13 protein-coding genes are annotated in these 24837 nt (G+C 33.9%); 3 read left to right on the top strand and 10 right to left on the bottom strand.

What is annotated here, in order from left to right; all coding sequences use genetic code 11:
- Positions 1-675 precede the first annotated feature (675 nt).
- The 3 genes from AC0INN_RS03870 to AC0INN_RS03860 form a co-directional block, all read right to left on the bottom strand.
- Positions 676-861 (bottom strand): hypothetical protein, encoded by a 186-nt coding sequence (locus tag AC0INN_RS03870; protein ID WP_306611805.1) that lies wholly within the window; start codon positions 859-861, stop codon positions 676-678.
- A 53-nt stretch (positions 862-914) separates the two neighbouring features.
- The gene (ligD, locus tag AC0INN_RS03865) at positions 915-3611 is read right to left on the bottom strand and encodes a DNA ligase D (protein WP_273647681.1); all 2697 of its coding nucleotides are present in this window, start codon (positions 3609-3611) and stop codon (positions 915-917) included.
- 93 nt (positions 3612-3704) lie between these two features.
- Positions 3705-3896 carry a DUF3606 domain-containing protein gene (locus tag AC0INN_RS03860; RefSeq protein ID WP_273647680.1) on the bottom strand — a complete coding sequence of 64 codons (192 nt, stop codon included), beginning with the start codon at positions 3894-3896 and terminating at the stop codon, positions 3705-3707.
- Positions 3897-4288: 392 nt separating this feature from the next.
- On the opposite strand from AC0INN_RS03860, the gene AC0INN_RS03855 reads away from it, so the two are divergent.
- Together AC0INN_RS03855 and AC0INN_RS03850 are read left to right on the top strand one after the other, a co-directional pair.
- The gene (locus AC0INN_RS03855) at positions 4289-5056 is read left to right on the top strand and encodes a succinate dehydrogenase/fumarate reductase iron-sulfur subunit (protein ID WP_273647679.1); all 768 of its coding nucleotides are present in this window, start codon (positions 4289-4291) and stop codon (positions 5054-5056) included.
- 36 nt (positions 5057-5092) lie between these two features.
- Positions 5093-6088 (top strand): SDR family NAD(P)-dependent oxidoreductase, encoded by a 996-nt coding sequence (locus AC0INN_RS03850; RefSeq protein WP_273647678.1) that lies wholly within the window; start codon positions 5093-5095, stop codon positions 6086-6088.
- A gap of 564 nt (positions 6089-6652) precedes the next feature.
- On the opposite strand, the gene AC0INN_RS03845 is transcribed toward AC0INN_RS03850, so the two are convergent.
- The 5 genes from AC0INN_RS03845 to AC0INN_RS03825 all read right to left on the bottom strand — a co-directional run bounded on the left by AC0INN_RS03845 (position 6653) and on the right by AC0INN_RS03825 (position 21814).
- Positions 6653-7231 carry a Crp/Fnr family transcriptional regulator gene (locus tag AC0INN_RS03845; RefSeq protein WP_273651045.1) on the bottom strand — a complete coding sequence of 193 codons (579 nt, stop codon included), beginning with the start codon at positions 7229-7231 and terminating at the stop codon, positions 6653-6655.
- Positions 7232-8561: 1330 nt separating this feature from the next.
- Positions 8562-9725 (bottom strand): hypothetical protein, encoded by a 1164-nt coding sequence (locus tag AC0INN_RS03840; protein WP_306611802.1) that lies wholly within the window; start codon positions 9723-9725, stop codon positions 8562-8564.
- A 1223-nt stretch (positions 9726-10948) separates the two neighbouring features.
- A complete protein-coding gene (gene cas13b, locus AC0INN_RS03835) occupies positions 10949-14392 on the bottom strand; it encodes a type VI-B CRISPR-associated RNA-guided ribonuclease Cas13b (RefSeq protein WP_306611800.1) in 3444 nt (1147 codons plus the stop codon).
- 677 nt (positions 14393-15069) lie between these two features.
- A complete protein-coding gene (locus AC0INN_RS03830; RefSeq protein WP_306611798.1) occupies positions 15070-16464 on the bottom strand; it encodes an ion channel in 1395 nt (464 codons plus the stop codon).
- Between the two features lie 193 nt (positions 16465-16657).
- Positions 16658-21814: a hypothetical protein gene (locus AC0INN_RS03825; protein WP_306611796.1), complete on the bottom strand. Its 5157-nt coding sequence runs from the start codon at positions 21812-21814 to the stop codon at positions 16658-16660.
- A 628-nt stretch (positions 21815-22442) separates the two neighbouring features.
- Between AC0INN_RS03825 and AC0INN_RS03820 the strand changes: the two genes are divergently transcribed.
- Entirely contained in the window at positions 22443-23516 is a 1074-nt protein-coding gene (locus AC0INN_RS03820; RefSeq protein WP_306611794.1) for a DUF932 domain-containing protein, read from the top strand.
- A gap of 427 nt (positions 23517-23943) precedes the next feature.
- Here AC0INN_RS03820 and AC0INN_RS03815 read toward each other — a convergent pair whose 3' ends face one another.
- Positions 23944-24324, bottom strand: coding sequence for an SMI1/KNR4 family protein (locus AC0INN_RS03815; protein ID WP_306611792.1), 381 nt, complete (start codon positions 24322-24324; stop codon positions 23944-23946).
- 3 nt (positions 24325-24327) lie between these two features.
- On the bottom strand, positions 24328-24837 hold the full coding sequence (locus tag AC0INN_RS03810; RefSeq protein ID WP_306611790.1) for a hypothetical protein: 510 nt from the start codon (positions 24835-24837) through the stop codon (positions 24328-24330).

The following is a 24837-nucleotide window of genomic DNA, read 5'->3' as shown; positions in this document are numbered from 1 at the left end:
CATTTTGGTAACATTACAAATATAAAAATTCATCTGAATAAAAAAAATAAATCCATCATTATCTACTGCTTATCAACACATTACATATCGAATTTTTATGATATGAATTGTATAAAAATTATGATAAGGTTATCATTAAAAATACACTTACTTATTTCATAAGACATGAGTTCACAATTAATTGCAATATCACAACACCAAAAAGAGGATCATTTTTTTCTGAATAAATATTATGATAAGAAGAATTAATTTTTTTTTCATTTTAGCTGAAAAAAAAATGTAAAAAAGACACTTTTTATTATGAAAAAGTAAATAAAAACCTATTTTCATTCACCAATTTTCCGCTCTAACAGCAAAAAATTATGAAACAATAAATTTAAAAGGTGTGATTATTTGATCTGGTATCCGTCAAAAAAATCCAATTATAACTTGGAATTGCCAGATGATTTCGATATCATCTACTGCTATCAAAAGACAGGCAAGATGTTTACTATGAAGAAGAAAATTAGTGTTGAAAACAAAAAATATATGGCAACTTTATTGTCGGTCATTAATTGCAAAGAAACTTATATTCTGCAGTGTCCATCTCTGGACACCACAGAATATTAAATCTTTTACTGATGTAATAGTCCGGAGAATCTGAACTATGTAATTTCTTCATTACTATTTCCTGGCTTAGCTCTCATCCTTTGTATTCTTGACTAAGCTGATTCCAGCAAAAAAGAAAAGTAAACCGATAATTCCCACCACGATAATCGGCATATTGGCTACACCTTTGGTGATTAAGCCATTTCCTACATAAATAAGGCCACCTATCCCAAGTAGGGTTAATATTGTCCCAAAAATTCTTTTGACGTTCATGATATTATTTTTTATTAGGTTAGTATCCTCTATTTTTGACTTGCTGGCATTTTTCATTTCCCAGCATATTTATCAATTATCTTTTTAAGGTCAATTCCCTTTCCTAGCACTGGCTTAAATATATCGCCTTCACTTTGCAATCGCTCCAACGTATTGAAAATATGAAAATCACTCATTTTAAGTCCCTTTTTAACTTCATCCCAATGCAGAGGCATAGAAACAGTCGCCCCAGGTTTTGGTCGCACAGAATACACCGATGCAATAGTTGCATGAGGCCTGTTTTGTAAAAAATCAAGATACATTTTTCCCTTACGGTCTTTAATGACCCGTTCCAAACTTGTATAATCAGGAAGTTCTTGATGTACCAAGGTGACTATTACGCGAGCAAATTCTTTGGACTGTTCATATGTATATTTATTTCCCAACGGAATATAGATATGAAGACCGGTCGATCCACTTGTTTTGCAGTAAGAATCTATACCCATATCATCTAAAATCTGTTTTGTAACCTGTGCGGTTTCGATTACCTGATCAAAAGAGTTTTTATCAGGATCGAGGTCTACGATACAGTATGTCGGATGTTCAGGTTTTTTTATTGTACTATTCCAGGGATTCATCTCTATACAGCCAAGATTTGCCATATATAACAATGTTGCTTCATCTTTCCCAACAAGGTAGTGCTTGTCCTCATTATCTGTTTCACTCCTATACAAAAAAGTATCAGCCCAGTCCGGTGCTGTATCTGTCACATTTTTAAAATAAAAGCTTTTACCTTCAATACCATTGGGAAATCGGTTCATACTCTGAGGGCGGTCCTTTAAATAAGGAAGAATAAATGGTGCTACCTGGTAATAGTAATTGATCAAATCGCGTTTAGTAATTTTTGCTTTTGGCCAAAAAACCTTATCCAGGTTTGTAAATTTAAGTTCGTGCTTATTGACGGTTTTCACCTGTGTCTTTTCAGTAGGATTCAATAAGGTTTTCCTTTTCATTTTGCCAGCAGGTTTTATTATTTTTTCATGATGTTCATCAGTAATCTGAGCTGTATCAATTTCTTTTTCAAGAATAATTTCCATTGGGTCTTTATCTTCCCGCATCCCCTCAAAGGAAGGGTGACGCATGACTCCATCACTGGTCATTTCTGTAAAACTTATTTCACAGATAAGTTTAGGCTTTAGCCATGTAACGGAAGCATGAGGGGGATTAGGCCGAAATCGGGAAGGTTTGTTGACATCAGGCTCCTCAGAAAAAGGAGGCTTATTAGTGAACAGTGGTTTAAATTGTTCCATCATCTCCTTCTGCAACTTGTCATTAAATCCTGTGCCCACTTTTCCTTTATACACAAGATCTTTACCTTCATAAACTCCTACAAGGATGCTGCTAAAAGATTTTCTGGAGTCATCATTCAACGTAAAACCTCCAATAACCACTTCCTGTCTTTTATTGGCTTTGATCTTAAGCCAGTCCTTTGTCCTTACATGTACATGGTACAAACTATCCTTCTTTTTGGCCATTATGCCTTCAAGTCCCATGTTCTTTGCAGCTTCCAAAAATTCTATCCCGGAAGTATAAAATGGTGTACTGATTTTTATTATATCATTCTCCTCTAATATTTCTTTTAGAATTTCCTTCCGCTGACATAAGGTAAGGTCTGTAAGGTCCTTTCCATCATGCCATATAATGTCAAAGACATAGTACAGTAAAGTTCCGTCTGCCTCACTGCGCCAGTTTTGTAATGATCCGAAGTCAGCCTTGCCATCCTCCCCTACAACGACTATTTCTCCATCCAAGATAACATTAAGATTAAGCGCCTTGAGCGAATCATATACCGGATAAAATTTCTCGTTAAAGCTTTTGTCATTACGAGATTTGATCTCAACCTTGCCCCCTTTTAAAAAGGACACTGCCCTGTACCCATCCCATTTCACTTCATAGAGCCAATTTTTATCTTCAAAGGGCTTATCCACAAGTGTAGCAAGCATTGGTTGTACATGATTGTAAAAAGCCTTCTTTGGCGCGCCTTTTAAAATCTTATCCACATCAATATCCTCCTTCTCTGATCTGTTTGAGCTTAATTGTTCCTCAATGAGTTCTGGAGTCGTTTTTTTTTCAGTAGTCTTATCTTTGAGCCTACTCTCCTTTTTTACATTAGGTTTTCCATAAACTTTATCTGGAGATTTTTCCATCTGGACTATTGTCTTTTTGGAAATCACGGATTTATCTTTTAATGTAATATCCCTGGTCGTTGCGTATTTATCTTCAAGCTTCATCAGAAGCCAGCTATTCTCGCCCCTACCATAAGCTTTTACCAAGGCGAATTCTCCTTTTAGTTTTTTACCATTTAGCTTTATTTTCAACTTACCGGCATGAAGTTGGTGCAATAGATTTTCCTCCTGCTTTTTCAAATCTCCTTCCACTGGCTCCGAAGGTTCATAAGTACCTTCGTCCCAAACAATCACCGTACCCCCACCATACTGTCCCTTTGGGATAATACCTTCAAAATCCCGGTAATCATATGGATGGTCTTCAACCATCATAGCAAGTCTTTTAATATTCGGATCCAGGGAGGGTCCTTTAGGAACCGCCCAACTTTTTAACACTCCGTCCATTTCAAGACGAAAATCGTAATGAAGATGGGAAGCATCATGTTTCTGAACAACAAACCTCAATTCTTTGCCAGATGGCTTACCCCCAAAGGGTTCGGGAGTCTTTTCTTCTGACCGCTTTTCACGATATTTTTCTAAAGCCATACCAATTGTTTTTTAAGTTAATGGATTTTAGAATCTAAAAATTTGGCCGCACTTAACAAATGCACAGCTGACACTCTAATGATGCAAGTATTGCTATTTTTGGTGACGCTTCCTTAAGTAATCTTCTAATGTTTTTCGGTCATTAGAACCGTTTTCTTTTATAGCACCGACAACGGCTTGTGAGGTTACTCCCATTTTTTCCTTGAAATACTGGATTTCATAATTTTCTGAACCACTTACCTGTTTGCGGTCTTTTTTCCCTTTTTTGGATTTATCGTCTGTCATGGTTTAATATTTTAAGTGATTTACATTTGGTGATTAAAAAAAATACAAATATTACGCCGTTACGTATTATTTATTTTTACATAAGATAACCAAAACTAAAAAGTTTAAAAACATAAGACTTATGAATGAAAATTGTTGTATAAAAATAAATTAGTGATCAAAATCGGATCTGTCAGACTTTACAGCAATCTGTTTCTTAAAGCTAATATATTAACTGGGGGTTGTAAAATTGATTTCAGTAACCATGTATTCACAGGCAAGAAAAAATAGCATTAAATTATATTTCCTTTTCTTTAATAAGTATTTCCTGCTGTATTCAGTTATAATATGATTTTACTCATAAAAACTATAATGGTATTAATTATACTTTGATAATCAAATTTAAAACTGCTATGAATACTAGGAAATATTTATCTCTTACCTTGAAAATCTGGCGACAGAAAAATAGAAAAAGTAAAGGAAAATTTGAAGTATATATAATTTCTGGTGTTTCTACCGATTCTTCCTTTCTGGAAATGCTGGATATACTTAATGAACAGCTAATTTATGAAAATAAAGACCCTGTTGCTTTTGATCATGACTGTCGTGAAGGAATTTGCGGAATGTGTTCTTTATACATAAACGGAAGAGCACATGGTCCGGACACAGGAATTACAACATGCCAGCTCCATATGAGGATGTTTAACGATGGAGACACTATTATCATTGAGCCATGGAGAAGTATTGCATTTCCTGTTATCAAAGACTTAATGACAGACCGTAGTGCTTTTGACAGGATAATGGCAGCAGGTGGATTTATTTCTGTCAACACTTCAGGAAATACGCTGGATGCCAATGCTATTGCTATTCCCAAAGAGAATGCTGATAAAGCAATGGACGCTGCCGCCTGCATTAGCTGCGGAGCATGTGTAGCTTGTTGTCCGAATGGTGCTGCAATGCTTTTTGTTGGTGCTAAAGTTTCTCATTTTGCATTACTGCCACAAGGAAAGATTGAAAGAAAGAGAAGGGTTTTAAATATGGTAAAAGCTATGGATGATGAGGGATTTGGAAATTGCTCTGTCATTGGAGCATGTGAAATTGAATGCCCCAAAAGTATTTCACTGGATACTATCGCCAGAATGAACAGAGAGTATATGAATGCCTGGCTTAGTGAAGAATAGGGCGAGATTCTACATTGTAATTTTAATTATTTAATAATGATTTTAGTAACCGGAGCTACCGGAATTCTCGGTAGGGTAATTGTTTTGGAACTTCTCAAAAGAGGCAGAACTGTGCGTGCCACAAAAAGAGACTCCAGTGATTTGGAAGAAGTGAAACAATCATTGAAGTATTACTCAGAAAATGCTGAAAGCTATTTTAATAAGATAGAATGGGTGACGGTAGATTTACATAACAAGGAAAGTCTGCAAAATGCACTTAAAGATGTTCAGGAGGTATATCATTGTGCCGCGAAGGTAACTTATGATCCGAAAAAACAGAAAGATGTTACCCAAGTCAATGTTGAAGGAACTGAAAACATAATTGAATGCTGCCACCGTTTCCATAAAATAAAGTTTCTGTATGTAAGTTCCGCAGCTATTTTCAATAAAGGAAAATGTGAAAAACTTATTGATGAAAATTCAGATCTTATCAGCGGTGAAAACAATACAATATATGCCATCTCAAAATGCAATGCGGATAAAGCGGTGCTTGATGCATTTCATCAAGGTTTAGATACCATTATCATTAATCCGGGGATGATTATCGGAAGTGGTAACTGGCAAAAAAGCAGTGGCGAATTCTTACAAGTTTTTGCTAACAGATTGTATTCTTTCCCTGGCGGAACAGGATGTGTAGATGTAAGGGATGTAGCAGAAATCGCTATCGAACTGATGGAAAAAAATATTTTCGGAGAACGTTTCATCATCATTTCAGAGAACAGAAAGTACAGCGATCTGTCTAGACTAATTAAAAAGACGGTTAATCCTTTTATTTTATCTGAGAACATTTTAAAAATAGGGAGAATTTTAAATATTCTTTCTGGAGGATTAATCCCAAAATTAAGATTACTGACCAAAGCAAACATAGAATTTTTAACCTCTTTCTCAAAAATGTCTAATGCTAAAATTGTAAAAACTTTGAATTATGAATTTATTACTGTGGAAGACAGCCTCGATTTCCATATCAGGAATTTTCTGAGTAAAAAAGAATGAAGCAGCACGTTTTGTTGATCAAATAAATGGACAGATACAACAAGTTCAACGCCATTCAGATATTAATTAAACTCCTGTCAAAAGAAATTGTGGCTGCTCTTGAAAGTTTCTCTTAATCTACTATCATGGTACTATTATCATTAAAAAAAATTGAGCCTTCCTGCAAACCAATAGTACTCGTTTTTATATACAACATTTCTACAGCAGGTTCTCTACCTCTACTTTTATGATTTTAAGGGACCATTTTCAAATTAAGGCTGTATTAGAGTTGTACATTTAAAGCATCAGTTTTGGGATACAGCTCCAACTTTTTGTAAAGATGATTTCTCCTTTATAAGCAGAGAAGTAAGTAAAATTTTATAAGCAGAAAGCCTAACTGATATATGCCAAAATATTTTTTTGAAACCCATAATACTGTGTTTATTTTCCCACTTTTATTCTTAAAAAGGCTGATAATTCAGTCTCTATCATGTATCAAGGGAAAACTGTAGATTTATCGTATTGTCAAACCAATTTTACAATAGAGTAATTCGGGTTTTATGAGTGACTTCATAATGGTACGAATTAATACAAAATTTTTCTGTTAATTATTTTTACAATTTTTTCTTTTTCCATACGTTTGATAGCTTTTATGGCAGTTTCTACACGAATTCCTGTAAGACTGGCAAGTTGCTGTCTTGTAAGAGGTACTTGGAAAGAGAACGTAGCTTGCTCTTTTTGAAAACTTTTCATGTAATCCATAACGCCAATAAGCCTTTCCTCCGGACTTTCCAGAGAATTTTTTTGAAGCATAATATATTTGTAATACAGCCCGTCTGATAGCTCTTTGCAGAAATTAAAAAAGAGAAGTGGATGCTTTGCCAGCATCTCTAAAAAATCTCGTTTACTTAATCTAAGAATAGTACTGGCAGTGATAGCTACTGCACTCATTGGGTATGGTTTATCATCAAATAAAAGCGACTCACCAAAACTTTGTCCATCAAATAGAATATTCTGGATAAATTCTTTTCCTTCGGCATTATAATTATTCAGTTTAACTTCACCCTTTACTATTTGATAATAATATAACGGTGCGCCTCCCTCGTGAAAAATCGTTTCTTCTGGATTGTATCTTTTTAACCCAGCACCAGCTGAGCTTAAAATTTCTTCGCTAATAACATAATCTTTTTTTAACTGTTAATAATTTTAAATAATCATCTTCGTAAAAACTTATTTGGTAAATAAAATGTGTAAAAATGCTTCATTAATGGATCATCAAAGTCGATAACGAGAAGCTGTAGTTATTAAAGCATAACATCCGGTATTTTACAGCTCTTGAATCTATTTTTTATGGCAATTTTAAAGTGATTTAAAAACTACTGCAGAGTTATCACAAATTTTTTGAAGTGCTTTTGAAATTTCATTCATCCCAAAAACAATACATCCTGCAAATCTTAATTTGCAGGATGTATTCATGTTTTTACGCTTTCAGAAAAACTCTTGTTAAGCATTTGCGGAGAGTGAGGGATTCGAACCTATCTCGTGTATATGTGATGTTTATTGAACTTCTTATTTAATGTTTGAAAAGCGCCACGATATTGCCACACTAACTTTTCTTGTTTCAAGAAGTTTTATAAACTACTCTAACTTTTGCTTTGCGGAGAGTCAGGGATTCGAACCATTACAGCAACTTCCTTATTGGTGTATCATCTGTGCTTCATAAATTATGAAGTGCCATGAAACTGCCAGAAATACTATAATTTCATCAATTCTTTCCAACTCTCTTTCGCCTGCAAAAAATATTTACGACTTAAAATAAAGAACACAAAATTTCTTAATACAAATTAAGCTTTTTTTATCAATTTTGTATATACAATAACGGTAAGATTTCCGTCTCTTTGTGTTCTGGCTTGAAAGATATTATTTTTTATAAGATCATTTAATTTATAATAAAAGACAGGTTCAACGGGCATATTAAAACTTTCCAGGCATCCTTTATAATTTACATTACTACTTGCTTCTTTTAGATGATACCAAAATATGGAAGAACATCTTGTACATTTTAATTTAAAGCCCTGAAGGAAAACTCCTAATTTGCAAAGTGTTTCTAATAATTGCTGTAAGCCCAACCTTAAATTCTCCGGGTTTGCAAAGGTTTGCCCTTTGGGGCCAAGTGGTTCTACATGTTCTTCATATACGCTGATACATTTATTAAATATTTCCCGAAAATAAATCGAATCTCCTGCTGCCTTTTCACTGGTACATAATTCTTCAAAAATATCTACCCAAAATTTATCTGTAAAAAATCATCGATCAAATGAAAATCACCGTTAAATTTTCTAATAAAGGAATTCATTCTATTACTACTATCGTGCGGACCTATAGCAATATATCTTGTCTCTGACCTTGTTCCCCTGAAAAACCGGACTTCGTATAAGCTGTTTTAAAAGCTCAGAAAACTCCGGAACATTTATTTTAACAGTTCCTAAATCATCTAAGAAGTTGTGAACAAATAAGAGATATTCCTTTTTTTATTAATTCTACCTTCTACTCCCTTTAAGATGTATCTTGTTTCAGTGGTTAGGGGAAAACGAAGTGACTGTTGATGAAGTTTATTAATCTGATCTATCTCAAGATCAACTGCCCATTTTTGAGGATAGAAATTAACATTATCTGTAAAGCTCAATGGAGGAATAAAAAGCAGATTATCTTCAGAAAGAAGGGTTTGAATAGTAGGTCGTTCTCCAGATTGGCTCTCATGTAGTCCTTTATCGTCGGATACTGTAAACGGAAAATTTAGTATCTCTTTATACTGAACACTTTTGTACCCAATTATTGGTCTTAAATGTTCTGTTATCAATCCCACTATTTCTTCTTTGTTAAATGTGAATGATACAATTTCAATGGTATTTTCTCGACTGAAATCACTAAGCACACCACCAAAATACTTGTCCTTAGCAATTAAAGCCAGCTCATCAATAGTCAGGTAAAAAACATTATGGCATTGATAAAGTTGTCGATTCCAATAATAAAGAAGATCCACAGTAGATGTTTTATCTTTCGCTATTACGATCTCAGATGACTCATATCGAGTAATACCAAAGCTCCTTAATATTTTAGTATTTAAATTTTGTCTTGATAAAAGTGATTGAATGAGAGGCTTACACTCATAAATAATTTGATTCAGTATCGAGAAATTCTCGGAGGTAATCTTTATTCGATTAAGCTTTTCTGTTAATTTAGACCCACCTATATATTCGCTTGAAGTTAAGCCAAAGTTTGTATCATAAAATTCCAGGAGAGGGCTTTCAGTTCTATCTATGTCTTCCGGTACAAGGATGTTATAATCTTGATCAAATTGTGATACAAAATATAAAGCATTCACTCCTAAAATGTCTTCTTCTCTTGGCTCTTTATCAAGATTAAAATAACCAGTCGGGTTAAAATAACCAAGTTTCTTTATAACAGACGGATCTACTCCATTCGAATAAAAAATATAGTCCGGATCATAATGTTTTATTATCTCTAAGTAGCCTTCAACAATTACCTCACCTTTCATGGGTATGATGGGATTGTACCTTCCACCCCATTGTTTTTGGATATGCTTGATAAGTTTTATGAGTTTTTCATAGGAATAATCGATATCGATAAAAAACATTTATCGAAGATGTCGCGGTTTGGAGGAAATCTGAAATTGATTCATCAGGTAGTTGTATTTCTTAATCTGGGATTAGTTAGTTTATCTGCTACTTGAACAGTAGTTTATCTGCTGGCATTACAAATATAACATATTAAAATATCAGCGTATTGAATTACGAAATACATTTTGCAATAATCTTCGGCTTTTTGTATCAACCACGATTTAAAGATTCATTATTGTGAATATGCTTCAACTGTGATATGTCCCAACATCCTGGTCTGGAACTTATACGAAAAGTTAGTTGTAAATACCCTTCAAACTGTGATACGTCCCAACCTATGTCAATGATCTTAATAATCGCAATTAGTCGTGAATACCCTTCAAAATGTGATATGTCCCAACAAAATGAAAACACTAACAGAACAAGATTTTGTTGTGAATACCCTTCAAACTGTGATACGTTCCAACTTATCCTTTATCCTATTTAACCCAGGAGATGTTGTGAATACCCCTCAAACTGTGATACGTCCCAACAAATTATGGAAAAGCTTATATCAATGACTAGTTGTGAATACCCTTCAAACTGTGATATGTCCCAACTAGACGAACTTAAACCAGATGATTAGATAAGTTGTGAATACCTACAAACTGTGATACGTCCCAACCTTAAGATTCTGGAATAGCTATAAAATGCTGTTGTGAGTACCCTACAAATTTTGATACGTCCCAACGAACCATTATCTGCCAATGTTAAAGCTGATATCTTGAGTACCCTAAGAACTGTGATACGTCCCAACTCGCCTTAAAACAAATAGGAATTAATCAATGTTGTGAATACCCTTCAAACTGTGATACGTCCCAACACTTTGATAAAAATAATGCAGACGAAGCAAGTTGTGAATACCCTTCAAACTGTGATACGTCCCAACACAGAATGGCAATACATATGCACCAGGTTAGTTGTGAATACCCTTCAAACTGTGATACGTCCCAACTACTAGTTAGGTTAGAGGACTATAGGACTAATTGTGAATACCCTTCAAACTGTGATACGTCCCAACGTGCACCAACAACTGTTATCTCTGCTTTAGGTTGTGAATACCCTTCAAACTGTGATACGTCCCAACGAAGTTCCGGATAGAGAGGAGGAAATGAAAGTTGTGAGTACTCTACAAAATATTTGTTCTAACAATTATTACATCATGTAAAAATAACATAATTGTGAACATTCCTTGCTTACTTTACATCATTATCTTTTTTAATTCACTTATTGCGTATTTTACAAAGTTTAGATAAAATAATGACACAGAAGCTTCTTCTTTAAATCCATACTTATCTCTAATATAACAATAAAATTGATAAGATGGCAGCTGGTTATGCGCAAATTTATTTCGAATAGCTGTTAATAAATATGCTAATTGAATTAATTCGGACTTCGATTCCAAAGTCTTAGTATCTAAGTTTTCGAAATCGCTTTCATTAAGATATTCTAACCAAACATCTTCTCCATGGTTAAATAAACCCGCAACTTTTCTTAAAATACCATTGACAAGGTATATTTTGAACTTCGGATGATTATTATGTTCCAATTGTACAGGGTGATTAAACCCATTCCAGCCACACAATATTAAAATTTCATGCTCTAATTTCTGAATCTCTTTAAAGAGCTTTTCTCTTCTAATAACTTCGTAGGAATTCTCGCCAATATAAAATTCATTTTCTAGCTCTATTTTACTCCAAGTCCTTCTTTTATCATAAGACAAAAGTACCTGTATTTTTTCATCCGATAAGAAACTATTAAATTTTCCTATATCCTTTAATCTAACTGCTTGTTCAACTATTTGCCCATTTTGATAAGGAACAGTTTTACTCCATAGAAAATTATCCTTAATGATATTTGGACTATTATCTCCTTCTTCACGAACACTTTGTGAAGCTGCTGCCCTCTCCTTTGCTATTCTTTCTTCCTGAGTTAAGTAAAAATCGCTTAAAATAAGTGTCGTGGAATAGTTAAATACTTTTTGAAATAAATTCTCCGCAATAAGTTTCAGAAAAAGATCCTGTATTTTTATCGTCTTAATTTTAAGATCTTGTTTAGTTTTAATTCGCTCTTTTAACTCATTACTTCCCAATACTTTTCTGTTTCCAGTATTAACAAAAGGTTTTTCCATATGTTCTAAAAAAACATCATTGTAATCACGGGCCCAATCATAAAATTTTTGAAATTGATGATCCTTTTGATAACCATAGCTATACCAACCTGCAAAAGATTCCGGACTGTCTTCTACCTTGACTCCTTTTATAAAAGTTGGTTTTTTGTCAAAAATACCTCTTGGAAAAATGAATGGCTTCGATAAAATCTTATGTTTCTCAGTCTGCAAATCCTCCATAATATAATGACGTTTATCAAATAAATCTTTTGGCATCTGCAGCTCCATGAACTTTTGGAGATTTTTACTGTCAGAAGTATATTGAGAAATGCGCTCAGATAAAAAAGAAAAATATTTCTTTCTTCCCTCCAAATAATCATTATAAAAGTTATCAAAGAACTTATTCTGTTTAAAACTATTTAATATCCATTCATTCCAGAGTATTGTTTCATCTTTCAAATTCCAGTTACTTTCCAAAATGGCTAAAGCTTCTTTTGGTCTCGTATTATAAAATGCTAATGAAAGTTGTAGCTGACTATGCTGGTATCCTTTCCATTGTTTTCGAGAATCTTGAGGCATGAAACGTTTTACATCATCAGCAATCCATGCTGCTTCCCTTCCAAGTTCTAAATTCGTAAAAACAAACTTCCTTATATATTTACCATCTTTCTTTTGTTTAAGAGCTTCTTGATTGCCAAATATCAACTTAAGTTTCTGTTCTGTAACAATCAGTTCCTTAGAAATTAGCTGAAGTAATTTATCTGTATTTATGATTCTATTTCCTTGATTTTTTTTGAGCCTACGACTTATTTGAGAGGCAGGAAGTGGATTTTCAGGATGATAATTTTTTACGACAGTTAATCTTTCATATAGCTTATTTTTTATTATTTCTTCCATTTCTACAGAATCCTTGCCGTTCACCAGTATTTCATACAATAGAGCGGGAATTTCATTTAAAGACAGCAAAGCGATTGGTTCTTCCTGATTTAGGACAGACTTTGTGCCAATCATTTGTGTTATTTCAAATTTTCTCTTTTTCCCGGCTTCTCTTATTTTTAATTCATCCGGTGCCTGGGAGCGCCTTGCATTTTTAAATTCTACAATTTCCCTTTTGAATTTAGCATCTGTAGAAATATAAATGGGTATATTATTTTCTATAAATACATAAGAGGGATTAGGAAATATCTCCCACCCTTCTTCATCGCTCAAATTTAAAGCAGTGCGTAGATACTGAGCTTTAAGTGAGGTAATTTCCGAAAGCCTTCCGAAAACTTTTATCCGGTCTTTAACTACCCTTTCCGTTTGGAATGTAGTACCATTAATATTTTTGAGCCTTTTGTCGTGAACATAATTTCCAACATGAACCTGAAATCTTAGTGAAGGAAACTTCACAAATTCGTCTAAAAATCGAATAGCAAAATAGTTGAACTTATTATCATACCGCTTACGAATTACAGGATGTACAACTTTTGCTCGCTCTAAACCTAAATCTTCATTACCCTCTTTTATATACTCATTAATATCTTCTATAAATTTATCTTTGGTTTCTTTATCAAATGCAACATACAGTTCATCCGGAACTTTGCTAAGTTCATCGATAATTTGTACAAGCAAAGTTTCTTCGTGAAATTCATTTGATAATTTTGATTTTAATCCTTTAAAACATAAATAGGAAAAAACCCAGTGGGTTGCCATAAACTTAAGGCCATTTACATTGTCGTTTTCATCTCTAATAACTTTAGCCTTAAACCCCTTACTTCGACTCTTTAAGTCTTCAATTTCTTTTCTTTTAAGAAACATGCTGAGCAGGAATAAAAGACCGCTTTGTGAGATTTCAATGCCATTTTCTACCGATTCTAAAGAAGTGAGTGCAGAACTATAAGCTAATTTGGTTTTAAAAGACTCTCCGTCTTTATAAATCAGATGATTAAACGCATTGTTAAGAACGCCATTTTTAATTCCTTCCTTATCATGTACATTTACTTTCTTTCCCTGACGCTTCAGTTCTTTTAATCTCTCAATTTGCTTTTGATAACCGATTTCGAGTTCTTCAGATAAACTTTGACTTAGCAAGTGCCTTGTCTTATCATCTTTCATCTTTTGATCTCTTACATCTCTCGCCGTCCTGGCAAAAATATCGTCCAAAAGAATAAATAGAGATGCATCAAAATCTAATGGTCTGTGAAAAAAATGAGTATAAAAGTTCCTTAGTTTACTAATTGATGTGATTAGTAAAGTAAGATCTGATCTAAACTGTACTCTGTTATTTTGGGTATTGATCTTATCAATAACGGGGAAATACATTTTTAAAAATGATACTCGCTTTTGAAAGTCACTATCGGAAAGATTATCCTTTAACGATACATCAGCAAACTGTTCCAAATTTGCTTGTCCTACGTTAAATTTTTCTGAAAAAGCTTTTAAAACAATTTTAATATTATTTTCTGCTAAGTTTAAAAATCCTCCGAAAAAATGTTTATCCTTGATTTTGGAGTGGTCATAAAAAATTCCTTGACCTATAGTTTGGGTTTCCATGCGTGTTTTTAGTTAGTATAAAATAAACCTTACCAATATAGCAAAATCATTTATAACTCCAATACGGTTTTACCTAATAATATATTGGACAGTATAATTATAGTCGTTCTTCCCAGGTTTTTTAATTGTATGGCATAAAGAAGCTCTCCTGAAGATTTAATATGTCTAAATCTTCCTCACCTTCTAACCTACATATTAGATTGTTGTTTAGAGTATATAAAATATAATGTAATGAATATAAAAACTGAGTTCTATAACCTCGTAAAGCTGCTATGGCTGTAATCAACTACGGAAATTCATAATCGCCCTTAAAAGTTGAATAAAATTCATCTATGTAGCAATAGCTTCTTTCTATTAGTACTCTAATATCAATTTCTTGAAATTATCATAATACTAAGTTATGTTCTGCTATCTTTGTATTAATATCCAATGCCAATGGCAGATTCCAACCTGCCTTCTCCTATCAGCTTTTCCGGTCGGGATCACTATCATCCAATGTGATCTACGTACTTCCGTTCTTATCAGAAACCCCATGGAGAACTGCTTTAATAAAAATGTTAACACGCTATATTTAATTAAATTTATATATCGATATCTTCAAATGACTAGCTTTCAAAATATAAACCTCTTAATTAAAATTGTCAAAATTGTTGAAAACATCCAATCAAGAGATATATCTAATAACGCGATTTGTTAGAAAACCCTGCAACAAATAAGCCTATAATAAAAGCTCCCAAAAGCGCTTCTGAAGCAACTAACAATTTTAGTATATTACTACCATTTAAAGGGGTAATATCACCAAACCCTAGCGTCGTAAAAGTGACAGCAGAAAAATAGATTGAGTTCACTACATTCCCTTTCACTTTATCTAAATCAGTGAAATAATAAATAATTGAATAGAAACTAATAATTGTCATTGTTGACCATATTATTCGATTTAATTTCTCTCCAAATCCCCAAATCAGGTAGGAGACAGCGTATGAAAAGAATTTAACTAATAATTTTAAGTGATAACCGATTCTAGAAAATGTATATATGTGATATTCTCTGCTATAATTAATCAAAGATTTCCACAAGCTAGATTCGGCCCATATATACCTTAGTTCATAAAATCTTTCCGAATAATAAGATCTGCTTGCTTCTGTTCTTAATCCATTTGCTTGATAAACAACTCTCAATGTTTTATAAAAATTGGCTATTGACTTATACAAATCCTCTTTTCCAGAAAACCATGACTCCGCAGGTGGTATATATTGAATCTCATTAATAATATCAGTATCTTTAAAATTGAATAAACTAAGAGCACAATTATCCAGCAGTAAATCGGTTAAGCGGCATGATCTAAAATTCGCCTGAAACAAATCACAATGATAAAATTCAAACCCATATAATTTGGAATTTTGCACCTCAATTCTCTCAAAATGACAACTATAAAATGTTCTGAATGATCCGTTAGAATCTGTAACAAATAAATTTCTTAAAGTGGCATAAAAAACTTCAGAGCCCCTACTCATTTCAAACTCTCCATCAATAGTGAGAAAGTCGATATCACAAAAATCAAGATTACGAAAAATAAAAGAACCCCATCCAGGAATAGTAGTTCCTCCCATTTTTAAAATCTGAAATCCTGTGTTTATTGTAGCTCTTGATTGCTGGGGATGACTATTGCTGTATAAGGTAAATCTGAAAGAATTGAAAGGCATTTTGATAAAAATGTCTTTTTTTTTGTCTTTTAACCACTTAAAGTAAGGTATGAAAAAATAATAATCTCCCTCACTTAAATCTCCCAGTATAATCTTCTTACTTCGTTCATTATATATAGGCTCGAAGGAATATGGAAAAAAGCCAATTTCATTATTTTTTATAACTATAACCTCATTTTGAAAATAGAAAAACTTGCCAGGTTGATCTGTCTCAAGAATTTTATCAATGGTAAGTTGATTATCTTTTAACCACTCATCAAACTCTGGTAATGTGGTTCGAAAATGTTCAAATAGTTGTAATAAATCGTTATTTCGACGCCATTCATTGAATTGCTCAAAAGGTAATTCCCACAGTTCATCTATTGTCATTGTAATATTAATTTTTTTAATCCAATTAGTTTCCAAATAAAAGCCTCGCCTAAGTTCCATTAAATTCAACTACAAAACCTATAACAATCATAAATTTGAAAAATAAAAAGTACATTTAATCTTTCAAAATATCCATATACTTAATTCTAGCTCAACAACCTGTACTAATTTAATAAGACAAGCTTAGACTTATTTAATTATTTACCTGAAGTAAACGCTGAAGTTCCAGTCCAATTGAATTATGTATACTAACAAGAAATAATACCAAGTCTTTATAGTGATTAAACATCGTTGAATCAGCTCTAATTGTGTCCCCATCTACCTCCCAAACCTTGCTCAAAAAAGCCCCAAGTTCATCTATCGCATAATACGGCTGTAGAATTCTCCCTTTAGGAATAGGACCTTTAAAATGTTCTTGATAATATTTAACAGTAAGATCTACATATGACAATCCCCACTTAAGAAAGGGTCTACCAGAAGGTGTTTTTAGGAATTTACAGCACGCCTTGACTACAGGAGGCGCCATAATTTTTTTCTCGAAAAAGTTCTCAAAAACAGAAATAGCTTTAATTGTAAAGCCGCTATAGTTATACTCCCAAACGTTAGCATTCCCTGAATTCAAAAGAAAAAGGCTTAAAGGCAAATATTTACCATTTCGTCCTTCTTTGTAAGCCCAGTTTGCTCCTTCAAGACAAAACTTAACTACGCGCTGCCATTGCCATATAAAAGCATCGTAATGATCTGCCCTATCAAGATTATTTAATAACAAACTTTCGCAGTAGATTTCTGTCCATTGAGGCGTAATATAACCGAATTTAAGAAGGGGTTCTGCAAAATAGCTAAAGAAGTCAACAGGCATAGGTTCTGAAATAAGTGAAGGAATCGAACGAATTACCCAAATATCAAATTCATCCGGAAACTCTTCAATTTCAGTTCTGGAATTATCAGGACTTCCAAACTGACAGATAACCTGTTCAAGTGCCTCTTTCCATAGAAACAATATATGGTCCCATTCTTCCTTATTATCATTGAGATTAGAAATAGGTAAGCTGTTATAAGCAAATCGCAGCAACGATAAATCTAGTCCTGGATTTAGGAAATCCATCTGATTATTCGTATCAAACATTCTCTCAAACGCACTTTTGCGTCTAACCTCATGTTTACGGTACTGCTCCCATTTACATGGATCTTTTGTAATTTCTCCTGCAATAAAACGATTGTTTAGTCCTATTAGCTCTGTCTCCGCCTCTGTTCTATCATTAAAAGCTGGCACATTATCAATTTTGGCATATTCTAACGTATAATTCTGCAGCTCTATAAATTGCTCGTGGTTCCAACCCCAAATTTTAGCTAACGATGAGAACAGTACATTCACCAATTCAGAATGAAAACTGGTAAAAATCAAGGTAATCCATTTTCTGGTCAACGGTAAGTCAGCGTCTTTCCATAAATATGCTACAAGGTTTGGTAAAAAAATATTCCAGCTATATTCTATACTATGATCTAAAACTTTAATTTCCTCTTTTTCTATGCGCTCAAATATGGTAGTGGTATAGGTCAGTATTGTTTCATAATAAGCAGGATAATCATCTATCCACACATCTTTGAATTTCAAGAGAAGCACATATCCTCCTAAAATACTACTTAACGGGGTTTCTAATGTACTAAACCAATCTTCAAAATTTCGTAATTTAAGTTTTTCCAATAACTCCCAGAAATTTTCAATATCCGACAATTTAATTTGTTTCTCATCTTTAATTATCTTGTAAATCGTAAACGCACTTGGTACAATCTGGCGGGCATCATAGGATTCCCTTATTGGATTCATTCTACTAACTAGATCGGCTGGTTCAATATATTCGTAGTTTAGAAGGTCATCTTTATAAGGTTTAATTACATAATTTTCGGGATTAAAAAAAGAAAGTAATCTATCTTGGTAAATATCAAAATCAATATTACTTCTCATCTTACTAAGTCCAGCTTCCCATTTTTCTCTTACATCATCATAGATTACCCTAAAATCGGAGTCCAACAAAAGATTCCTAATCATGAGATCATCTAAGGGGGTAGTCCTAAAATCTGTTTTATTCCATTCCATAGCTTCCTCAGCCTGCACCTTGGGAAGATTATTTAATCCATATTGTTCTAGTTGATAGGAAATAATATTATGCTTTTCCCATATATAAAACTTCATGATGTACAAAATTGGTTTCAATACCCCTTTAAAAAGGATTGGATATCCTTTACCCACAGAAACAAGCATACCAATAAATGCGAGGGATTCTGATTGCTTCAAAATATAATCAATACACTCTTCAATCTTAAAACTATCTTCCTTAATCTCGTATAGATAACGTTCCGTTGCCATTAATGCACTTACCAGCGAACTTGGCGGGATACCAATACCTCTATACCAGAAGAAAAGTGATAGGTCACCATAATATTTTCTTTTCTCCCCATCTATTTCTAGTATTTCAAAAGGAGTTTCAGTTTCTGACTTGTATAAAGTACGCCATTGTCCTGTTGCGAAGTCTACGAATTTAATAATGCCATCAAGAGCTGCCAGATGATTTGTATAGAGAAAATTCAAAAAAGGGCCTCTCCTAAAAAAAGCAGGACTCCACTGACGAGGGATGTTCAAATCAAAGTCATCGATTCCTCCATCTCGATAATAATCATCACTAGGTGCTTTAATCAATGTACTTAGCATCACCTCATTTGCCAATTGCGGATTAAGCTCAAAGACACCAAGCAGTGCTCCTCGATTCAAACAAACATCAATAAAATCATTATCAAGGTGAAAGAATGGCCCATCATTCCACTTTTGAGCTTCTCTGAATCGGTGGCTTTTAGGTACAATCTCTCTTACAGTTTTATTTTCTTGCTCAGCCGGTTGTATTCTTCCTGCCAATTGCAAAATAACCTTACCCGCTATATCAGGCACCTCATTATAACCACAAAGAAGCCCTTCAAATGCACAATCTTTAGAAATCTTGTTTCCATAAAAGCTAATTCTTTCAGCAAATATCTCATTAGAAAGATCAACAGCTAATAGTGCCATTTCCTTTCTTCCAATAGTTTGTTGTGCCGTATGAATTAGCCAGTCCCTTGAAATTCTGGCGCAGTGATAAAAATCATCACTTATAATAATTTCACGATGTTCAAAAATAAAGTCTATTATCGACGGCCAATATTCATATATCGGTATTCTATGTAATACAGCTGCTTGAGTCGCTGAGTATCCAGTAAAACCTTCAACAATCTTCAATATCTTCGGATTTACTGCTGTAGCTTTAGTAAGAAATGTTTCCAATAAGCGTTTTAGCAAAGAACAATTTTCTGACAGAAGCTCATTCTTTAACAGTCCAAGATTACGCTTGGCTCCTGTACTAAAAATGACGGATTCCAGCAAAATATCTTTAATGATCTTCTCTTTTGAATTACTCTCATCAAGTTGCTGATAAAGCTTAAGCCATCCTTTCTCATTAGTTTTTTGTTCTAATAAAAATATCCCATACTGCCTGAATGCCTTTGCCCATAGTGGAGAAACAATATTAATGGAATCTATAAAGGATTTAATATTCTGCGCATTTGACCGGATAATCTTATATCTCGCCCAATCTCCATACAAATCATGTTGAAAATATAGATAATCTTCATACTCATAGAGGATACCTAATGTTACCAATACAGAAAGAGCCGAAGCAGAGGCAGCATCTACTACAGAAGTACTAATCCCCATGTACAATGTTTCAGCCTGCATCTTTGCAATTGATTTAGCCACATTGCTTCCAAGCATTCCACTGTTACCCACCTCAATAACCCTTTTCCATAAGAAATCAATAATCTCCGATTCTGTAATTAGTTCTTTATCAAATTCATTAGCGTTACTCCCGGTGATTGTGGAGCTGAGAGCATCTAATATCTTTATATTGGAAAACAAACTTTTAATTTCATAATTCCTCATAACATCTGATAAATGAGGAAAATGAGAAACTAGGCTTATAACATTAATTTCATGATTATCAATTACAAGCTTTTTGAGAGCAGACGGCATTGCCCCATGGGTATCCAACTTGATCATAATATCGTCAAAATCCTCATCAATAGAGGTAAGTAATATCTTATACTCCCCTTTTGACAAAGCAATATCCTTTAATAGTATAGAGAAATTTCGAATTTGACTTTCAGAATAAAAACGTTCCAGTCCATCGATAACAATCAAAAACATACTTTCTGTATTGCCATCAATCAGTTCTCGAATTGAATAACTTAAATCAAGTTTACTTTCTAAATCGCTTTCAAAAAACGATGCATCTGACCATAAAACAGTTTGTTCTTTTTGCACAGATTCCACATACAACTTTGCTAATGAAGTTTTTCCATACCCTGAAGGAGCTGTCACTGCAAGAACATTCACATTCTCATACCCAATTGAAATTTCTGTAAGGAGAGCCGAGCGGTCAATTTCGAATTGACCTCCTATTGAGGTCTTAATTATACTCAAACTGCGGTTTGTTGAATGCGTTATCAACTCAAAAGCATGCCTGAAAGATGGAAATACACGCAATTTAAAAAGATGCCTAAGTTCATTCAGGAGCTCCGCCAAATCTATAAAACCTCCAAAAGCACGGCGGTCTTTACAGATTTGCTGCAATTTTTCATATAATTGTCTATTTAGTATTTCTGACGGATCTGATAATACTTGACCTGAAAGCTGAAGTAATTCTGATTCAGATTTTGAAATTACAGCTTCAAAGTCAAACTCAAGAACCATAAATCTGGAAAGTACTGCACCAGGTAAAAGTCCAGGGTCTCCTGCATCCTGATTAAGCTTAGCAGGACAGTAAAAGCTTTTATATAAATCCAGCTTATCCGAAGATGTATAACCAGGAGTAGTAATATTGGTTTCAAGATCAACTGGATCTTGGTGTTTTGCTAGATTTATAAGGGTATCAAGGTCATGACGGATATTTCCATCAAGTGGTGGCTGGGCAAAGCAAAAAAAATCTTCATGAGGGTTAAACACCCGATTATTTAGTTGCAACTTTTGTTCCCATAAAAGTTCTAAAGCTCCCTTATAAATTACATTTTTCGAAAACTGTTGATTACTTTTCACTGAAATACCAACAGATCTTACTTCCTCTCCATAGCTCAGCGATATGACATAATCATCAAAGGCCCAACCTCCCGCTGACTTCTGTAGATCTATTCTTCTAATTACTCCTAATTCTGAGGAAAATGGGTGTTTCTCCAATAGCATGCAAAGAAGAAAATATGCACCAACTTTATCTTCATAGTTAAATCCACCACCACCAGTTTGTTTTGGAGTCGCAACTTGAGTAGCCATTAATAATTTGTATTTAATAGTTAGCTAAGTTACAAAGAACTGAGCATGCGAACAATACAATGTCATAGTGAAAATACAGATAATAACTGGTGGGATAAATTAAAGTGTAAAACCACTAGTATTAGCGTATCAATCACTACTCTCCACAAATCACCGGATTTTCCTAAGATACAATCAAAATAATGAAGCATTAAATTTTGACTCAAGGTAATCGACAGATTGTTACCATTACACAATAATCCTTATTATCTATCCTTTCAATTTCTTTGCTCCAACTGTATTCTTACCGTTATACCTACTGACATTGATTCTAAATGTCGCACAACTCCAAAGGTTATTACACAGATAATACATTTAATACATTCCAAAGAAACCGGTAAAAAGGCAGCTAAGGTAAGTCGTACAGCTCTCGCACAAGCCCGCCAAAAGACTACGGCATAAACACAATCCCACAGCACATAGGCAATCCTTTATTCCGTTTCCTTTTGGCTTTTCCCTTTGTACGACTTCCATATCTGCTTTCTTTTTTCCGGTTTTTCTTTTGGAAAGTATCACGAAAAAACGAAGCAAGACAGGGAAAAAGAGATAAAAAAATCATTCTCTAACAATCAATTTAAAATAAAACATCATGGCACACAATTTAAATTTCAACAACAAAACAGGACGCTATTCATTTTTCAGCGTGAAAGAAAAAGCCTGGCATGGATTGGGACAAATTATTCAGAATTATCCCACCAGTGAAGAAGCTATCAGGTATGCGGGACTCGACTACGAAGTAGCTAAATCTCCGCTCTATACTAAAGGCTCTGGTATTATTGAAACCCCAAAAGGCATAGAAATCGGATCAAATGAATTACATGTTCCCAACTACTTCGCCAATATTCGCACAGATAATAATGCAATACTCGGTGTGGTAGGAAAAGACTATCAGATCATACAAAACCGTGATGCCTTCACTTTTTTTGATGCAATCGTAGGTGGCAATGATGGTATCCTTTACGAAACTGCCGGGGCTTTAGGACAAGGAGAACGTATCTTTATCACTGCTAAATTACCCGACTATATCCGGGTAGGAAGTGGGGATGACATTACAGAAAAATACATATTTTTGACAACTTCTCATGATGGCAGTGGCAGTATAACGGCAGCATTTACCCCTATCCGTATTGTCTGCCAAAATACGCTTAATGCTACACTGCGAAACATGAGTAATGTGGTACGCATTAAACACACCTCAGGAGCTAGACAACGACTAGAAAATGCTCATAAAGTAATGGGATTAGCTAATTCATTAAGCAAACAACTAGAGGACACATTCAATCACTGGGCAAAAGTAAAGGTAACCGACGAGGAAATAAAAAAATTGATCCAGTTAGCACTATGTTCCAATAAGGAGACCTTGGATCAACTCAAAAAGGGTACAGAAGATGAAATTTCAACCGTATTTAAAAATACGGTAGATGAAGCCTTCGCTTATGCAATGATAAGTGACACACAACAAATGGAAACTACTAAAGGGACACTATATGGAGCTTATAACGCTGTAACAGGCTATTATCAGAATGTACGCAATTATAAGGATAGCGAAGCTAAATTACAATCTATCGTGATGGGAGGTACTGCTCAAGTAAAAGCACAAAAAGCATTTGAACTCTGCACCTCATTTGCAAAAGACGGTGCAGAATCTTTCTTTCTTAATTAACCAGGTGAGACAGTCCGTCACACTATGACGGACTGTATTTATGAAAAAATTGAAAATTGAACAGCATGAGAATAATAGATTTATACGGCTCCAATCGAGGTTACCAGCCTTCACAAAGCAATAGCCTCCACAGCCTCATAATAAAATCTGGCTGCAAAAATGCAATCCCTTCCGAAACGGAGGGAACGCATTTTTGCGCTTAACAATGGCGTAGCTCGTCAGGTTATAACTTACCCCCTCCATAAAGGCCTTCACACGTTTTACCTGACCAGCTACTGCATATTTAGCGGAACTATCAAAGTCCCGATACTACAATCAAAAAGAAATAATACATCATCACTTAAATAATAAAAACCCTTTTGAAGTTAATCAAAAAGGTTTTTATAAAAATAGTACTCGTTACTTTTTCAATTGTTACTTAATATATTTATAGCCCCTCATTCTCAAACTTATAAATGAATTCTGTAAACGAATCGGCTAGTAAAACTGCATCTTTTTCTTCCATTCCTACAAAAGGGATAGAATAAATACGATTATTATTTTTATTGAAAAATATTCCAACGCCGGCACCATTAGTTCCAATTGTGACAAAGTTTGGAACATGGGATGCTACCTGATACTCCTCATTAATTTCGTCTAATTCGTCAAACGGAAATAATTCAATATATCCATTCTCAGAAAACTTTTCATTATCTTCTAAAGCCTTTATATAAGTAAGATAATCCTGTTTCCTTGTTAATAAAAAGATAAATTGAAATTTCACCTGATTATAATCAGGAGGAATTACTAATTGCTTTAATAGTTTCAAGTTTTATTCAAATTCTGGATAATTAATAGGGTACTTATTTCCTTTAGCAATCTCAACTATTCCCAGAGGGTTTATAACAATACCAATATATGAATCTCTATTTTTCTCGTCTAATTTTCCAACTTTTGTAAAAGTTTCATCATTAATATGCCACACGAACCAATTATTAGATATTCTTATAGGCTCTTCACCAGGACCTACACCATAGTCATCGGTATCTCTGAATAATATTGAGCCAATATTTCCTATATTCGAATTGCTCCCTGTCTTTATCCATAGATTCATCTTAAGTCCTAAATCACATACACAATGAGCATAATTCAATATTTTGTCGTTTATAATTGTTTCATCATTCGGATTTTCCTCTAGAAAATATTTTTTTTCAAAAATCCTAACTACATCACTATTAAGCTGTGTTAAGTCGATTGCAATTAACTGCATATATCGCTTTTCTTCATCATTGATAGGAATAGAAAAGATATCTCCTATCTGAGTTTTTATTTTTCTTGACAT

This window comes from Chryseobacterium subflavum, from assembly GCF_055762745.1.
The sequence above is the reverse complement of the archived record's forward strand: the minus strand, read 5'-3'. Positions and strand labels throughout refer to the sequence as shown.

Excerpts from the sequence above, each read along its gene's own strand:
- AC0INN_RS03870 (WP_306611805.1), bottom strand. The coding sequence starts at position 861 with ATGAACGTCAAAAGAATTTTTGGGACAATATTAACCCTACTTGGGATA.
- ligD (WP_273647681.1), bottom strand. The coding sequence starts at position 3,611 with ATGGCTTTAGAAAAATATCGTGAAAAGCGGTCAGAAGAAAAGACTCCC.
- AC0INN_RS03860 (WP_273647680.1), bottom strand. The coding sequence starts at position 3,896 with ATGACAGACGATAAATCCAAAAAAGGGAAAAAAGACCGCAAACAGGTA.
- AC0INN_RS03855 (WP_273647679.1), top strand. The coding sequence starts at position 4,289 with ATGAATACTAGGAAATATTTATCTCTTACCTTGAAAATCTGGCGACAG.
- AC0INN_RS03850 (WP_273647678.1), top strand. The coding sequence starts at position 5,093 with ATGATTTTAGTAACCGGAGCTACCGGAATTCTCGGTAGGGTAATTGTT.
- AC0INN_RS03840 (WP_306611802.1), bottom strand. The coding sequence starts at position 9,725 with ATGTTTTTTATCGATATCGATTATTCCTATGAAAAACTCATAAAACTT.
- cas13b (WP_306611800.1), bottom strand. The coding sequence starts at position 14,392 with ATGGAAACCCAAACTATAGGTCAAGGAATTTTTTATGACCACTCCAAA.
- AC0INN_RS03830 (WP_306611798.1), bottom strand. The coding sequence starts at position 16,464 with ATGACAATAGATGAACTGTGGGAATTACCTTTTGAGCAATTCAATGAA.
- AC0INN_RS03825 (WP_306611796.1), bottom strand. The coding sequence starts at position 21,814 with ATGGCTACTCAAGTTGCGACTCCAAAACAAACTGGTGGTGGTGGATTT.
- AC0INN_RS03820 (WP_306611794.1), top strand. The coding sequence starts at position 22,443 with ATGGCACACAATTTAAATTTCAACAACAAAACAGGACGCTATTCATTT.
- AC0INN_RS03810 (WP_306611790.1), bottom strand. The coding sequence starts at position 24,837 with ATGTCAAGAAAAATAAAAACTCAGATAGGAGATATCTTTTCTATTCCT.